The 16,882-nt window shown below is 45.5% G+C and carries 9 protein-coding genes; 7 read left to right on the top strand and 2 right to left on the bottom strand.

Annotated features, from left to right (window positions below):
• The first annotated feature begins 9 nt into the window (after positions 1–9).
• Complete coding sequence (locus ACT7WV_RS22470) at positions 10–507, top strand: pentapeptide repeat-containing protein (RefSeq protein WP_445105011.1); 498 nt, start codon at positions 10–12, stop codon at positions 505–507.
• The gene (locus tag ACT7WV_RS22465; protein WP_445105010.1) at positions 504–1,670 is read left to right on the top strand and encodes a 5-(carboxyamino)imidazole ribonucleotide synthase; all 1,167 of its coding nucleotides are present in this window, start codon (positions 504–506) and stop codon (positions 1,668–1,670) included. The genes ACT7WV_RS22470 and ACT7WV_RS22465 overlap by 4 nt, the downstream gene beginning before the upstream one ends.
• Before the next feature lie 24 nt (positions 1,671–1,694).
• Here the strand turns inward: ACT7WV_RS22465 and ACT7WV_RS22460 are convergent, their stop codons facing one another.
• Both ACT7WV_RS22460 and ACT7WV_RS22455 read right to left on the bottom strand, forming a co-directional pair.
• Positions 1,695–3,929 carry a CHASE2 domain-containing protein gene (locus ACT7WV_RS22460; protein WP_445105009.1) on the bottom strand — a complete coding sequence of 745 codons (2,235 nt, stop codon included), beginning with the start codon at positions 3,927–3,929 and terminating at the stop codon, positions 1,695–1,697.
• 104 nt (positions 3,930–4,033) lie between these two features.
• Complete coding sequence (locus ACT7WV_RS22455; protein ID WP_445105008.1) at positions 4,034–4,801, bottom strand: DUF928 domain-containing protein; 768 nt, start codon at positions 4,799–4,801, stop codon at positions 4,034–4,036.
• Between the two features lie 930 nt (positions 4,802–5,731).
• Here ACT7WV_RS22455 and ACT7WV_RS22450 point away from each other — a divergent pair.
• From ACT7WV_RS22450 to ACT7WV_RS22430, 5 genes are all read left to right on the top strand, one after another.
• Positions 5,732–7,972, top strand: coding sequence for an APC family permease (locus tag ACT7WV_RS22450; RefSeq protein ID WP_445105007.1), 2,241 nt, complete (start codon positions 5,732–5,734; stop codon positions 7,970–7,972).
• Between the two features lie 1,221 nt (positions 7,973–9,193).
• Positions 9,194–10,429: a response regulator gene (locus ACT7WV_RS22445; protein ID WP_445105006.1), complete on the top strand. Its 1,236-nt coding sequence runs from the start codon at positions 9,194–9,196 to the stop codon at positions 10,427–10,429.
• A gap of 113 nt (positions 10,430–10,542) precedes the next feature.
• The gene (locus ACT7WV_RS22440; protein WP_445105005.1) at positions 10,543–10,917 is read left to right on the top strand and encodes a response regulator transcription factor; all 375 of its coding nucleotides are present in this window, start codon (positions 10,543–10,545) and stop codon (positions 10,915–10,917) included.
• Between the two features lie 38 nt (positions 10,918–10,955).
• On the top strand, positions 10,956–11,498 hold the full coding sequence (locus ACT7WV_RS22435; protein WP_445105004.1) for a chemotaxis protein CheW: 543 nt from the start codon (positions 10,956–10,958) through the stop codon (positions 11,496–11,498).
• A 54-nt stretch (positions 11,499–11,552) separates the two neighbouring features.
• On the top strand, positions 11,553–16,811 hold the full coding sequence (locus ACT7WV_RS22430) for a GAF domain-containing protein (RefSeq protein ID WP_445105003.1): 5,259 nt from the start codon (positions 11,553–11,555) through the stop codon (positions 16,809–16,811).
• Positions 16,812–16,882 lie beyond the last annotated feature (71 nt).

The following is a 16,882-nucleotide window of genomic DNA, read 5'->3' as shown; positions in this document are numbered from 1 at the left end:
TAAAGTTTTATGTTTTTCCCGCAACTCGCTGCATTCCTCTTGGCATTGATGCTGTTATGCTATCCCTTGCCAGTAAAAGCTCAAGCCGCTAAGTATCCACCCCATTTGTCCTACAGTGGTGCTCAACTTACAGCCCGGGACTTTTCTGGACAAAATTTACAAACAGCTGAGTTTGCCACTGCCAATTTAGTACTGACTAACTTTGCTGATGCTGATTTGCGGGGAGCAGTTTTTAGCTCTTCTAATATGACTAAGGCTAATCTGCACGGTGCAGATATGAGCTATGGAATGGCAGATAAAGTAGACTTTACTGGTGCTGATTTGAGTGAGGCTGTGTTTGTCGAAACAATTATGCTGCGCTCGATTTTTGATGAGACTGACATCACTGGTGCTGATTTCAGTTACGCTATGCTGGACGGTACTCAAGTCAAAGAACTCTGTGATCAAGCCAGTGGCATAAACCCGAAAACTGGCGTCGCTACTCGTGATTCCTTGGGGTGCCGATGAAGCGGATTGGTGTTATTGGCGGAGGGCAACTAGCCTGGATGATGGGGGGTGCGGCTGAATCTTTGGGACTTGAATTAGTAATTCAGACACCGCATCCTACAGATCCAGCAGTCTCTATTGCCTCCGATACTATTTTTGCTGCCATTGATGACGCTACTGCCACAGCTAAACTGGCAACTTGCTGTGATGTGATCACTTTTGAAAACGAATTTATCAATTTAGAAGCTTTGCAGGAACTGGCACAGCAAGGTGTCTGCTTTCGTCCTCCCTTAGAAGCCCTAGCGCCTCTGTTGGATAAGTATCAGCAGCGCTGCTATTTAGATGAAATCGGTTTGCCTCAGCCAGATTTTCTGAGTCTGCAAGGGGAAGTGGGTAAAGAAGAATTAACACTGCCTGGATCCTTAGCAAAACCGATCTCTCTGAGTGATCTAGATTTTCCTGTTGTCCTTAAAGCGCGACGCCACGGTTACGATGGTCAAGGCACTTTTATCATCAAAGATAGCAACAGCCTTAAGGAAACCTGGCAAAAGTTGGGACACCAGTCTGTAATCCTGGAAGAATTTATTCCCTTTGAACAGGAATTAGCAGTGATTGCTGCCCGTTCTCTTGCTGGAGATGTTGTTGTTTACCCAGTGGTGGAAACTCAGCAAGAAGAACAGGTTTGCCGTAGAGTATTAGTGCCAGCAGCAATTAGTCCGGCTGTGGTGACAGATATTGAAAAGATCGCCCGAACCCTACTAAACAGCTTGCAAGCTGTTGGCGTCTTTGGCATTGAGTTATTCCTGACTAGTAGTGGCAAAGTTTTAGTCAACGAAGTTTCACCTCGTACTCACAACTCCGGTCATTTTAGCCTTGATGCCTGTGGTACTTCTCAGTTTGAACAACAGTTACGGGCTGTGGCTGGTTTCCCTTTAGGTAGTCCAGCATTGCACTGTGAGGGTGTTGTTATGGTCAATCTTTTAGGTTACGAATATTCCCAAAATGACTATCTCGAAAAAAGGCAAAAGCTGACAAATTTACCCCAAACCTTTGTCCACTGGTACGGGAAAACTGAATCTCGCCCTGGACGCAAATTAGGTCATGTTACGACTTTATTGAACCCTCAACAACAGCCTCAGGCAGACGCAGTCGCTCAAGAAATTGAATCCCTTTGGTATAGTTAATTTGCCACACCAAGGATTAAATATTTAGTCAATTAAAGACTTATATAAAACATCGAGCTTCATTGCCACTGCTGGTGGTTTAGCAGTGAAATGGATATAAAAACTGCCGTTTTCTGCTGGTTTAGCCAAGACCTTAGCATAAACATCTTCACTAACTTCGCTATCAGTTTCATTTAATAAATTTAACTTAATATTGCTAAGCCGTGATGGCACAGACTTTTCTAAAGCTGGATCTAAACTTATCTGAGCTCCATGAACGGAAAGCTTAACTAAACTGCCTTGGAAAAGAGCATCACTAATATGTTTTTCCTCAAGAAAGGTATATTGGATAGGCATTTTTTGGGGAAGGGTAAAGAATTCTTCTTCTTGTTTAGCAAGAAACAGATTGTATTTTCCCCCAATGCCCCCAACTTCATAAATCGTGATTGGTTTTTTAACGCCTTTTGGTTTTACCTCCTTTTGCCCATCAATGATCACAGTTGTTCCTGCTTCTTGGAGAGTTGACTCAGAAATGACGATTTGTCCTCCTAGGGTGTAGGATTCTATACGATAAGTGAGGTTTACCTGAGAACCCACGACACCGTACTTAGTGCGTTTCTCTGAGCCAATATTTCCCACCACAACTTCGCCGGTATTGATGCCAATGCCCATTTCTAACGGCGGTAAACCTTGCTCTTTGAGTTTGTTGTTGACATGAGTAATACTCAACTGCATCTCAACCGCACAAGCGATCGCCCTGACAGCATCATCTTCCCTAGTAGTAGGAGCACCAAAGAGAACCAGAATACCATCGCCCATAAACTCGTCAATTGTTCCCTGGTAAGATGTAATCACATCCGCCATCTGTCCCAGATAGAGGTTGAGAACTTTAATCACCTCTTCCGCAGGTAATCTTTCTGAAAAACTGGTGAATCCCCTAAGATCAGAAGTCAAAATGGTAATTTTCTGCCTTTGACCACCGAGTTTCAATCCTTCCTTGCTCTCCAATAAGTTCGCTACAACCTCATCAGTCAAGTAACGTCCAAAAGTCTTGCGAATTTTCCCGGCTGTGCGAGCAAGATAAGCAGTAATACTAAGGGCAGCTCCCCCCATTGCCAATATTGCTGGGATAACAGGTAGCCACCAGCCCCCCAAAAAAGCAACGTATGTGCCACCAGTTAACGCCCCTGAAGCCAGAATAAAAGCACCACCTCCTCGCAAAGAGAAAAATCTCACTCCACCCGTGTAGCGCCATTTCCAAGTCAGGGCAGCACCAATCGCTGCCCACAGCAAAATCCACAGCCATTCCCAGGGTTCTGCCCAACTCTTGATAAAGGGACGACCTTCTTGAGCAGCACTGACTAGTTGGCTAGTCACGTTGGCATGAATTTCTACCCCAGCTAAGCGCTCGTTAGGTGCTCTAGTGTAGGGAGTCGAATACAAATCGTTATAACTCTCGCTGACGGCACCAACGAGAATCACGCGATCGCGACCCCAATCTGCTGCTACCCGGTCTTCAAGAATATCCGTCAGCGAGACAGTATCGAAGTAGCGCGAAGCTCCTCGATAATTCAATAAAATCTGATAACCACCAGCTTTGGCTCTCACATAGCCGCCGTCATTAGCCTGAAAGCGAAGCAGTACTTGCTGACCCAACTGCCAAGAATCCTTACCTTCCACTTTCTTGAGGGCAATACCCTCGGCATCTAAATAAAGCCCAGCCAGATACATTCCTAGGCTGGGAAGAGTTTTTCCCTCGGAATCCTCGACAAACAACAAAGCACGCCGTACCCTCTCATCTGCATCCGTTAGCAAGTCATTAGCAGCCACTTGTCCCTTAGTTTTAAGAACTGGGGGTGGTGCAACAGACTGACTTTGGCTATCTCCAACGGCTTTCTGGATACCAATTAGATTAGGTGTAGATTCAAAGACTGCGATTAATTGTTGATGACCTGGTTCTACAGGTAAATCGCGATAAATGTCTAGACCAATGGCTCTCGGTTGTCTAGCTTTGAGTTTCTCTAGCAACTGGGCATAAGTCTCATCTGGAATAATTGCCTGCCCAATATTGCGCAAATCTTCTTCATTGATGCCGACAATAACGACCCGATCATCGCGGGTTTCTAAAGGTCGCCAACGTATATATTGATCTAAAACTATCCATTCCCAGGACTGCAATAAACCAGCTAGCCGCAGTAGTATCACCACCGCTGTGATACTAGGAGCGGCAATCCAAGCACCTCGCCATTCCCAGCAAACTTGCTTTAACTTCGTCCACATACTACACAAAAAATAGTTTGATCGGTGTTGCCAGATGATTGGGGATTTTCAGCAATTACTTTCCCTGTTGTCGTTTATTCATCCCCTAATTGGGCAACACCGTTTTATCTCGTGCGGGACTCAACGAAAGGTTCTTGAGCCATCTGGTCTAAACCTACTGATTTGAGTAGTTCTTCCCATTCTTGGGGACGAGAATTGCGCAACTGAGCAAGGATTGTCAGAGTATCGTGCCAAACCTTGGCTTCTGCATAGACTTGGGCTTGCTTGAGTAGTGTAGCTTGCTGTTGAAATTGCAGTCGCTCTAGTTTACGTTTGGCGGTTGGACTCAATTGAGTGCGCCGGATAATCCCCCAAACCATTTCTTCCAGCCTTGGGTTTTCCGGAGTGCAGCTAATTATGAATTGCCATAGATAGTCTTGCTCATTTTCTAAAGATATGGTTTCCGGCAGCTTCAGTTGAATTATGCCCGGTGTGCCAGTCAGTGCAACTTCTGTTAAGTAAAGTTGATTTCCTAATTCGTCGTAGACAACGAATCGGGCCTCTTGTGGCTGAATTTGGGGAACATACACAAAGAATGTGGGATGGGCAGAAGTTGTTATGCCGACATGAGAATATATAGGTATCAAGGCAGTCATCGGCTTTTGTGCATCCTTGAAGCAGAAGGAAGAGCCATCCTCACCACCGCGCACCCCTCCCCCGACTGAGCCGTTTTCCGGTTGTCCTACGTCTTCCACCGGAAATCGGAGACTGATTTTCCCTTCTGGATGCGACCATGCCAAATGCTGTGGTAGCAAGCTTGATGAAGTTACCAGGGTGGTCGAGATGATCAAAGAAAAGATACGGCAAGATGGCAGAGAGTTGAGCAAGCTCATGGTGTCAAGATCTTAGGTGAGAGGGGCGATAAACTCATAATTCGCCGCAGATCCTTCTCATCAGTTAAATAGATGCTCTTAGATACCCTAAAAAGTTCGGTTAATCGATCAACATTAATGGTGGGGATTTTTTTTCTCTTGAGAAAAAATAGCCCCTTAGCTTAACTGCTAATTGTCAAAATCTGATAAGCTGGAGGATCGGCGTATAAGTAAACTAAGGCGATTTGAGTTTCCCCTTTTCTTATTCATAGCTTGTTCATTGCTTGTCCGTCCAATTACCTGACAACTATAGTTTTGTTATAAAAATTTATATTACCTGAGTTGCAGCAGTAAGATACTGCCAAATCTAAGGCAACAAGGCGAAAAGAGCAGCTATTTAGCCCTATCCTGAGTTTCTTACCGATAGGGTGTGTAATAGGTAAAAGCTTAAGTTAACCTTTTAGTCAATGGGCATCTTGCCAGGATGAGAGGGTAGTATTTTTTTCTCTTGAGTCTCCGTGAGAAATACCAAAAATTGACGGACACGGTAAAACTGAAAACTCCCGTCAGCAGAAGATTGTCAAACAACTAGAGAACAAATTTAACAGTAACATACTGAGTTCACTTTACTTTATTACCGTAGTTATCCTGTGGCTTACCTGAATCATCTTATGGGTGGTAAAGTTAATCTGGTCAATTTTGCCACCCTAGAAAAAAAAACCTAAGTGACGGATAATTGACAAAACAGCATCAGTAAGGTCTCAACAGACCAGACCTTTTCTGAAGTAGGGTGCATCGGTGGGTTTAATGTTTTGAACTGGTAAATTTCAAGAATACTCCGAGCTTTCCAAGCAATCAAAACTGCGATAATGAGCCGAGATTGAGGCTCAAGAATGATAGGAAGTTTAAGTTAGGATTGCTGGTACTCGAATTGAAAACTGAGCTATAAAAGTGAAATTTCCATTTAGCCGCACTCTGAAGTCCCCTACTTCTAGTCCTCCCCAACAGGGTACTGGCCTGGGAACCTTCGGCGGTGTATATACACCGTCGATCCTCACAATCTTAGGGGTGATCATGTACCTCCGGTTCGGCTGGGTCGTCGGCAACGTCGGCTTGCTAGGAACCCTTTTGATCGTTACTCTTTCGACTTCGATTACCTTTCTCACCTCTTTGTCTATCTGCGCGATCGCTACAGACAGAGTGGTTCGGGCAGGAGGTGCGTATTATATGATTAGTCGCTCTCTGGGCATCGAGTCAGGAGGCGCGATTGGTATTCCCCTTTACTTTGCCCAGGCAATTTCCGTCGCTCTCTACACTATTGGTTTTGCGGAGAGTGTGGTTGAAGCCTTTCCCCAATTCAATCAGCAAATAGTTGCCTTAATAACCACCGTCCTGGTAGCTATTTTGGCGATCACTTCTGCTCAGGTAGCCATTAAAGCTCAGTACTTTATTATGGCGGGCATTGCTCTATCTCTGCTGTCGTTGCTCTTTGGTCATGCCGTAGATCCCAACACCTCAATCGAGATGTGGGGAGCAAAGCCAGAAAATTCAGAACCTTTCTGGGGTGTCTTCGCCGTATTTTTTCCCGCTGTGACAGGTATTATGGCCGGCGTAAATATGTCAGGGGATTTGCGAGATCCCGTTCGCTCAATCCCAACTGGCACACTGGCAGCAGTCGGTACTGGTTACGCCATTTATATGGTGTTGCCGATTATCTTAGCCATGCGCGCAGATGCCTCTACGCTGATTGCCGAACCCTTGATTATGCAGCAAATGTCTCTGTGGGGACCAGCAATTTTAGTAGGGGTTTGGGGAGCTACTCTTTCCAGCGCCCTCGGCAGCATTCTTGGTGCTCCCCGCGTTCTGCAAGCACTTGCCCGTGACGGTATATTGCCACCCTGGCTGAGGTTTCTGGGTACGGGTAGTGGTGCAGATGACGAGCCGCGTGTTGCGACAACTGTAACCTTAGGATTGGTTTTAGTAGCAGTTGCCGTGGGCGACCTAAATTTGATCGCACCAGTTTTGTCAATGTTCTTTCTTACCACCTATCTGGTATTGAACTTGGCAGCTGGCATTGAAACCTTCTTAAGAAGTCCTTCTTTTCGTCCCTCCTTCCGTGTACACTGGTCGCTTTCGCTGCTCGGTGTCATCGGCTGTTTAAGCGTGATGTTTTTGATCGATCCGCTCTCTACCATCATGGCGGCGATCATCGTCTTTGGTATTTATATTTGGCTAGAGCGCCGGGAACTCGAAAGTGCCTGGGGAGATGTTAGACAAGGAATTTGGATGGCTTTGGTACGTCAGGGAGTGCTGCAAATAGACTACACACCTGATACCAAGAACTGGCGACCTCATATTCTGGTTTTTTCTGGCGCACCAACACGCCGTTGGAACTTGATCGAATTTGCGGCTAACCTGACCCATAACCGCAGCCTGTTTACGGTATCTAGTGTGCTGCCGAGTGGTTCCCGCGACACGGCACAGCAAGTAGAGATGGAAGGCACAATCCGCGACTATTTGGAGCGCCGAGGTGTCCAAGGTCTAGTGAGGCTCACCACTGCTCCTGATTTATTTACAGGTGTACAGCGAATGGTGGAAACTTACGGTCTAGGGCCACTGGTACCCAATACAATCATGCTGGGTGATAGTGAAAAGCCAGCTCTGCGGGAGCGGTACTGCCAGATGATTACGAACCTTCATCAGGCGCGGCGCAACGTCGTTGTCTTCCGCGATGCAGGTGATCGCGGTTTCGGTCGTCGCCAGCAGATTGATGTTTGGTGGGGAGGAATGCAAGCCAACGGCTCTTTGATGCTAATTTTGGCTTACCTGTTACGCACCAGCATAGAATGGCGCGGCGCTCAGATGAATCTAAAACTCGTAGTTCCTAATGATGCCGCCGCCCACGCAGCACGCTCCAATTTAGAAGACTTGATACAACAGCTACGAATTGGCGCAATACCGCAAGTAATTGTCTCCAATGGGCGACCTTTTAATGAAATCCTCCGTCGTTCTTCAGAAAATTCCGATCTTATCTTCCTTGGTATTGCTCAACCTAGTGAAAACTTTAGCGTCTATTACCAACGTTTACAGGCAATGGCAACTGGATTACCTGCAACAGTCTTAGTCTTGGCTGAACCAGACTTCGCTTTTTCTGAAGTTTTAACTGAGACTACCTCCATTACAAGAAACTAGCTGAAATGACTAAGCTACTCACCTGTCTAGAGAGGCTGGTCTAAAAAAAAAGGTAATTAGGCAGACTCAGTTAAAGGGAAAAGAAAATATTGGCTTTTCCCCCTTTTCTATTTAGTTAACAGTTAATCCGACAATTAAGGTAGTTTACCTGTAGAGTTATTGGCGTGGTAGAAGATTCCCCTGCCGCCAAGGCTTTACTCATCTGCCTCAAGCTTTTTGCCCTACATGTATTATCCCCTCAGTAGCAAACTGCTGCGACTATTCTTGGAGTAAGTCGATAGAATAGTGGCATTTGTAAATTTATGTAAAATATTCCTCTTAAAAGTAGCTATCTCAAGAAAATACTGATGCCCCTTCTTTTCATGGCAACTTTCATGGGTATTTAACGTCTTTTTGGGATTGATACTTGGTAAATATTTAATAATTCTTGGTTGGTTATGAAATTTGCGTGTATTTTTTGTAGAGAAATTGTTTCCATCAAAGCAATAAAATGACTCTTCGTCAGTATTGCAGCCCAAGAATTTCTTATGTTATGTTGAACAAACACTACTCATATAAATTAAGGCTCAGTAAGTACAATTGCTAGGAATTCTGGGTACTTGGGGTTAAAGTCTAGCTAAAATACACACTTTGTTTCAACTGAAGAATATTTATCAGGAAAAATTACTAAGATTTTTTCAGCAAATTAGTGTTGTTTAACCATAGACTCAATGGTTTGTATTGAGGCAAGCAAGATATTTGCTCAGGGTTATCAGAAAAAATTACAAATTAGCATTGAGTTTAGGGAACTTAGTTTACTTTAAAGTAGTCCAGTGATTTGGCAAAAATCTCAAAAAAGCTAGTTTTTTAGACAAAAATAGCCAAAATTTTGATTAGTTGAAGACTTAAAAAAATAGGTTTGAAATGCTCCAAATTCTTCCGAGCAACCTGGGTCATAAGTCAGCAACATAACTGTTATTTTGGCTGCTGCTAACTTTGGAGAGAGATACGAATACATCCCTATTAAAATCCCATCTATCCAGATTTCCTTGCCAATTGCATGTATTAGTAAAGCAAGAACTCTTCCTTTGTCGTCGAATGGGATAAAGTTCAGCAGACTATTTGAGTTAAAAAAGCAGATGCTACTCAAATGTGGTTGTGGTCAACCTAGCGATTGATGCTGAAAATTCAAATTTTATAAAAATGTTTATTCCATCATCTGTTAGCTCTATGAAGCCCCAAATGGCAACTTATAAGGTATTTACTACCAACGAATTGGCAAAGCGAATTCAGGCTTGTACTCATGAGCAATTTACAGGTCTGTTGTCTGTCACAGATACCCAGAATCAGACGTGGAGTTTTTCTTTTCACCAAGGCTATTTAATTGGGGGTACAGGTGGGGTACATACAATTCGCCGTTGGTGTAGACAACTATTAGAGTACTGTCCACGATTGCCCCTGGAAACGGCTTATTACGGGTCGGATCGATTCCAGTATTGTGATTACGATTCCCTCGCAAAACTGGTGATGTTGGGCAAAGTTGAACAAAAACAGATGGCAGCAGTCATTGAAGCTAACATTACAGAGATTTTTTTCGATATTATCCAACAGGGAGAACAACTCTATTCTGGCTCAGAGAAGCAGCCAATCTTTGAGCAGATTCCTCGCAATACAAAAAATTCTCAATTGGCCTTAGTCCCAGCTAATCGAGCTTTGCACAAGGCAAGCCAAATCTGGGAAGATTGGCAGCAGGCTGGTTTGCTCGATGTTTCCCCAAACATGGCTCCTGTAATCTTGCAAGCTAGGGAATTAAGGCGACAGACTTCACCACTAGCTTACGATAACCTAACTACGCTGGCGGATGGTAATAGAACTTTCAGAGACTTAGCACTTAAGCTGAAGCAGAATTTATTGCCTCTAACCCAATCAATTATGCCCTACGTTCGTAAAGGGTTGATTAGCCTGAGTGAGGTGGCAGATTTCAATCTCAAGCATCCCTCTTCTCAAACCGTTAACCAAACGTCAGCAACCATTACCTCCTCCTCCATTAGCTCGGTTCCACCCCAGAAGAGCAATGCTACTAAGCGATCGCGTCCCACAGCTCCCTTAATAGCTTGCATTGATGATAGCCGACTCGACAGCGAGATGATGAGTCAACTTCTTACCCAGTCTGGCTATCGATGCCTCAGTATTCTCGATCCGCTCCAAGCGCTTGTTGAGCTACTAGAGTATAAACCCGACCTGATCTTTTTGGATTTGGTTATGCCTGTGGTCAACGGATACGAAGTCTGCGCCCAAATTCGCCGCATTTCAATCTTCAAAGAAACACCTGTAATTATTCTCACCAGTAATGATGGAATTGTCGACCGAGTAAGGGCAAAAATGGTCGGTTCCACAGGCTTTTTAGCAAAACCCATTGCGACAGAAAAGGTCCTGAAAATTCTCCAAAGGCATCTACCAGCATCCAAATATCTCTGAGGCTCGGACATCGTCTTAGCAGTTTTTTATCAATAGGAAAACAGCCGATAACTAACAACACTAAACAACTAAATAATTCACAAGTTTTGTAATACAGGAACGTATCTAATCTAATGACAACAGTCCTTTTAGTCGAAGATAGTTTGACAGACACACAGGTACTAACCCACTACTTGAGACAGGCAGGCATAACAGTGGTTAGTGTGACCAGTGGTGAAGAAGCCCAACTCAAACTCCAACTTCAACAGCCGGATTTAGTAATTCTGGATGTTATCTTACCCGGACAAAGCGGATTTGAACTTTGCCGACAACTCAAAACCAATTCTCTGACCCAGCGAATTCCAGTGGTAATTTGCTCAACTAAGGGAACCGATGCAGATAAACTCTGGGGTTCAATGCTAGGAGCAGATGCCTATATACCTAAGCCGGTAGACCAACTCAAGCTAATGCAAACGATTCAACAATTGACTGCTTTTAAGCATAATTGAACCTGCTTTTCCTGCCAACCTGCTAACCTTCAATCCTAATGGTGACCTCACTTGATTTTGCACTAACAGCGACCGATCCTGACTTTTTAACCCTAGAACCACTACCTCCAGAAACCCGCCAGCGCTTGCTTCGCTTTCCCCTTGGTCGCCAGGAAAGTGCGCTGCTGCCTTTAGAGCAAATTACAGAAGTGATTTCAGTCGAACTGACCCAAATTCTACCAGTTCCAGCAATGTCCAATTGCGTGTTGGGCATTTGTAATTGGCGAGGGGAAATGCTTTGGCTGGTTGACCTAAATCATCTTGTCGGCTGTCCGCCTCTGTTTAAGCTACTGCGAGTAGCAGTATCACCTGTAGCTATGGTTATTCAGGTTAATCAGCAACATGTCGGCTTAGTAGTGCAGCAGGTAAACGACATCGAATTACACGAATTGCAGCAACTCCAAACAGCGGCTAGTGGTCTATTTCCTCCCAAGTTGATGCCTTTTGTTTTAGGAGTTTTACCTGAAAACGGCAGCCCGGTTTTAGATGTAGCAGCAGTTGCTAGCTCTCGTCTGTTGCAGGTAAACCGCAGAGGAATCTAGTTAGCTAACTAACTGCGTATAGAGACAAATTATCAGATTATAGATAGATAAATCATGACGATTGCCAACGAAAGAAACCCATTTAACGAAGACCACAATCCAAATCAAGAAGAGTTAGAGCTAGACTGGCCCGAAGCCGAAGAATCAGAGCCAATCAAAGATACTTCATCACTTCATACCGAACCAGTACCCAGTAAAACCAATGGTAATGGAGTACCTGCCAAACTCCAGGGCAATTTAACTCCGCAACAGGCTTTAGAGTTAGTTAGCACCCTCAAAGCTAACCTGGAACAGGGGGGATATTTAGTCAAATCTCAAGCCGATGAAAAATTTCGACCTCTAGAAGAGTGGGCCAAAAATTTACAAAACGGATATCGGGCTAGCGTAAGTCTTGCTACCGAGAAGAAATTCAAGCGGGAACGGCAGTGGTTATCAAGTATTGCTAGTCGAGTACGTCAAGCAGAAAACATTGAAGCCCTGTACAAAACTACAGTCAGCGAGATTCGCCCTTATTTAAAAGTAGACCGGGCTTTGATTTATCGCTTCGAGACTGAAAGCCAGGGTATTGTCTTAGCTGAGGCGATAGAAACTGGCTACACACCCAGCCAGGGGCTGTCTTTGCCAGCGATCGCTTTTGGTGCCGAAAATCAGCAAGAATACAGCCAACAAGAAGTAATTGTTCTCGATCAAATTTACCAGAAATCTCCCAGCCCTTACCAACTCCAACTGCTCAAGCAGTTCCAAGTCAAAGCCAGCCTCTGTCTACCAATTTTCTTGCAAGGGCAAGTGTGGGGCTTGCTTGTTGTACAACAGTGTTCTGGTCTTTCTCGACGATGGCGGGAAGCAGAAATTAGTCTACTGACCCAAATTGTGGCTGAACTTAAACTAGGATTACAGCCACTAGAATTGCGGGCCAGATTGCAAAAGCAAGCTGAGGAGGAAAAAGTCCTCGCCAAAGCCATCGAAAATATCCGCAAGTCAACCGACTTATCCAGCGTCTTTCGTACCTCTACTCAAGAAATCCGGCGACTAATCAAATGCGATCGCGTAGTAGTCTATCGTTTCAACCCTGACTGGAGTGGAGATTTCGTAGCGGAATCGGTTGCTGCTGGTTGGACATCGCTGCTACTAGCACAAGCCAAAGATGACCGTTTGCAGATGGATCAGATCACCACCTCAGAACGCTGTGTGATTAATGAACTGATTCTTCCAGATGCCGACTCTTACCTGCAAGAAACTCGGGGCGGTAGCCTTGCTAAAGATAAGCAATTTATCCAGATTGATGACATTTATACCGCAGAATTCTCTCCCTGCTACCTAGAAACCCTAGAGAGATACCAAGCCAAAGCTTACGTAATTGTGCCAATTTTCCAGGAAAACAAACTCTGGGGTATGTTAGGGGCATATCAAAACAGTGGCGCTCGTTCCTGGGTTGCGGCTGATATTCAGTTACTTGTAAACATTGCTAATCAATTTAGCTTAGCTGTGCAGAAGGCCGAATATATTGAACAACTGAGAATTCAACAGCAACAACAGGCGAAAGAAGCAGAGCGAGAGCGGCTGATTGCCAGAATTGTTGAGCGAATTCTACAAGCTTCAGATTCCCAGAGTGTCTTTCAAACAACCGTTAGAGAAGTCCGCCGCTTCCTCAATGCTGACCGAGTGGGAGTGTTTCAGTTCTATCCCGACTCTGGATACGACGATGGCGAGTTGGTTGCCGAGGATGTTGGGGAGAGCTATTCCTCGGCAATAGCGGCCAAGATACATGACCACTGCTTTGGCAACCAGTTTGCCGATAAGTACTACGAAGGACGCATTCAAGCAGTCGCCGACATTGAGAACGCGGGTCTTTCTGATTGCCATATCAAGATTTTGTCTCAGTTTCAAGTGCGGGCCAACCTGATTGTGCCAGTACGACAAGACAATAAATTGTGGGGTTTGCTCTGCATTCACCAGTGTTCTGGGCCGCGTCCCTGGCAAGCTTCAGAAATTGAATTCGCTAAGCAAATTGCCTCTCAATTCTCCGTAGCCTTTCAAAAGGCAGAATACCTGCAACAAATTCAAGCTCAAACTTTACAACTAGCCAAAGAAGCAGATCAAGAGCGTCTGGCGGGCAAAATTATTGAGCGGATTTTGCAGACTCTAGATTCGGAAAGTGTTTTTCAAACAACAGTTAGCGAAGTCCGCCGCTTCCTCAATGCCGACCGGGTGGGAGTGTTCCGGTTTTATCCCGATTCTGGTTATGACGATGGCGAGTTTGTTGCCGAAGATGTCCGGGATGGTTACTCCAGTGCCATAGCAGCCAAGATTCATGACCACTGTTTTGGCAACCAGTTTGCCGATAAGTACTACGAAGGACGCATTCAAGCAGTCGCCGATATTGAGAACGCTGGTCTTTCCGATTGCCATATCCAGGTTTTGTCTCAGTTTCAAGTGCGGGCCAACCTGATTGTGCCACTACGACAAAATAATAAATTGTGGGGTTTACTCTGCGTTCATCAGTGTTCTGCGCCGCGCCAGTGGCAAGCTTCAGAAATTGAATTTGCCAAACAGATTGCCTCTCAGTTCTCTGTAGCTTTCCAAAAAGCCGAGTACCTGCGACAAATTCAAGCTCAAAGTGTACAACTAACCAGAGAAAGCCATCGGGAGCAAGCACTAGCCCGCGTAATTGACAAAATTCGCAAAACCCTGGACATCGACACTATTTTCCAGACGGCAGTGCAAGAAGTCCGCACCCTCTTAGGCGTGGAACGAATGGCTATCTATGAGTTCCGCTCAGACTACTTTGGCGATTTTATTTACGAGTCTGAGTCGGGGGGATGGCCTCAACTAGTCGGTAGTGGCTGGGAAGACCCCTATCTACAGGAACACCAAGGCGGTAGGTTCCGTGAACACGAAGCCTTAGTTGTGGATGATGTTTACCATGCTGATCTGACTGATTGCCATGTGGAAGCCTTGGAATACTTTGGAGTCAAATCTTGCTTAGTAGTCTCTATTTTCCGAGGACAAAAGCTTTGGGGGCTGCTCTCGGCATTTCAGCATAGTGGACCGAGGCATTGGCAAGAGAGTGAAGTCAATTTGGTCACTCAAGTTGGTAACCAATTGGGGGTGGCGCTACAGCAGGCTAGTAACCTGTCTCAGATGAAAGAGCAATCTAATCTGATGAGCAAAATCGCTGAAACTGAAAAGGCGGTAACCAAAATTACCTCTAAGCTGATCCGGTCTCGTTCTGAGGCTCAAGTCTTGAGTACGATCAGTCGAGAAACCCGGCAGTTGTTTAAATGCGATCGCCTGGCTGTTTACCGCTTTGAGCCGGATTGGAGTGGCAAGTTCATTGCCGAGGAAGTTGGAAAAGGTTGGATACCTCTGGTGGGACCGGGGATGCAGACAGTCTGGCCTGATACCTATTTACAAGAAACTCAGGGTGGCCGGTATCGTGATGGTGAGAGCTTTGCAGTTGATGACATCTATACAATTGGTCACTCTGATTGCCACGTAGAAATCTTAGAGCAATTTGAAGTTAAAGCCTATCTGATTGCGCCGATTTTTATTGAGGGTAACCTGTGGGGCATCCTCTGTTCCTACCAAAACAGCGGGCCTCGCCATTGGCAAGAGTATGAAGTCAACGCTCTCACTCAACTTGCTGTGCAGGTAGGGGTAGCCTTGCAACAGGTATACTACCTCAAGCGAGTGGAATTGCAGTCTGAGCAAGTACATAAGCTAGCGGAACGAGAAGCTAACTTCATCAACTTGCTTTACAAAACTGGTCAGCGGATTGCTGAGCGTTTACAGCAGAAGAGCCTTAACGCCTCTAGCTTGTTCCGCGCCACCAGCCAAGAACTCCGGCAACTGCTTAAAGCTGACAGAGTAGCAGTGTATCGCTTCAATCCCGATTGGAGTGGAGAAATCTTAATTGAAGATGTCGGTAGTGGTTATGTGAAATTGGTCGGTACTCAAGAGGCACTGGTGGCGGATCCCGTCTTGCAGGAAACCAAGGGTGGTGTTTATCGGAAAAACGAAGCTCGGGCCGTCAACGATATCAATGACACCAACGATTTGACCTTTTCCAGGGAACAACTGGAAGAGTGGGGTGCTAGGGCCTACGTAATTGCTCCCCTGTTGAAGAACGACAAGCTCTGGGGTTTGTTGATGACTTACCAAAATAGCCAGCCCCGTAACTGGGAAGAGGGTGAAGTCAATCTTCTCGTGCAGATGGCTACGCAGTTCGGCATTATTCTACAGCAGTCCGAGTATCTCGAACAAATCCAGCACCAGTCTGAGAAACTCCAAGAAGCGGCTGAACGGGAAAAAGCGGATAAAGAAGTCTTACAGCAAGATGTAATTAAGTTACTCTCAGCGGTAAGACCTGCCTTAGAAGGAGACCTCACGGTGCGGGCTCCTGTGACAGACAATGAGGTGGGTACGATTGCTGACGCTTATAACAACACCCTGCAAAGCTTGCGCCATATTGTTAATCAGGTGCAGGAATCTTCCCGGAAAATTGCTCAAACTTCTCAAGATAGCGAAACCTCGATTGCTGGTCTGACTACCCAGGCTCAGCAGCAGTTCCAAGCGCTCGATCTGGCTCTAGAGCGCATCCAGAGGATGGTCAATTCTACAGAAGCTGTTGGTAGTAGTGCCCAACAAGTTGAAGAGGCAGTGCAGAAAGCGAACTATACCGTTCAGCAAGGGGATACTGCAATGAACCTGACTGTGGACGGCATTCTGGAAATCCGGGAGACAGTAGCAGAAACTAACAAACGTCTCAAGCGCCTCAGTGAATCTTCCCAGAAGGTTTCTAAAGTGGTCAACCTGATCAGTAACTTCACCACGCAAACACAACTATTAGCTCTCAATGCGGCCATTGAAGCCACCAGAGCAGGTGAATACGGACGGGGTTTTGTGGTTGTCGCTGATGAAGTGCGTTCTCTAGCCCGTCAATCTGCCGATGCTGCCACGGAAATTGCCGAACTAGTCCAGGAAATTCAGCAGGGTACAGCGGAAGTTTCGACAGTGATGGAGAAAGGTATCCAGCAGGTGGCTAAAGGCACGCATTTGGTCACTGATGCTCGCCAAACTCTCAATGCGATCGTGGAAGCTACAGGTCAAATTAGCCAACTAGTTGAGGGAATTACCCAGACAACTCAGGTACAAACCCAGGAGTTTCAATCAGTAACGCAAACCATGAATGAAGTGGCTGCGATCGCTGATAAAACCTCGGAAGATTCGGTGGAGATTTCCAGCTCCTTTAAGGCTCTCCTCGGAATGATCCAAAATCTCCAGGAAAGTGCTGACCAGTTTAAGGTCAATTAATCGATTGAAGTCTCAAAAGTTGGCAGGTTGGAAGTTTCCGATCTGCCAACCTTCCTATAACCTGCAACCTG

This window comes from Symploca atlantica LB2515 (genome assembly GCF_052546295.1).
Note: the sequence above shows the minus strand (reverse complement) of the source record. Positions and strands in the feature narration are given on the sequence as shown.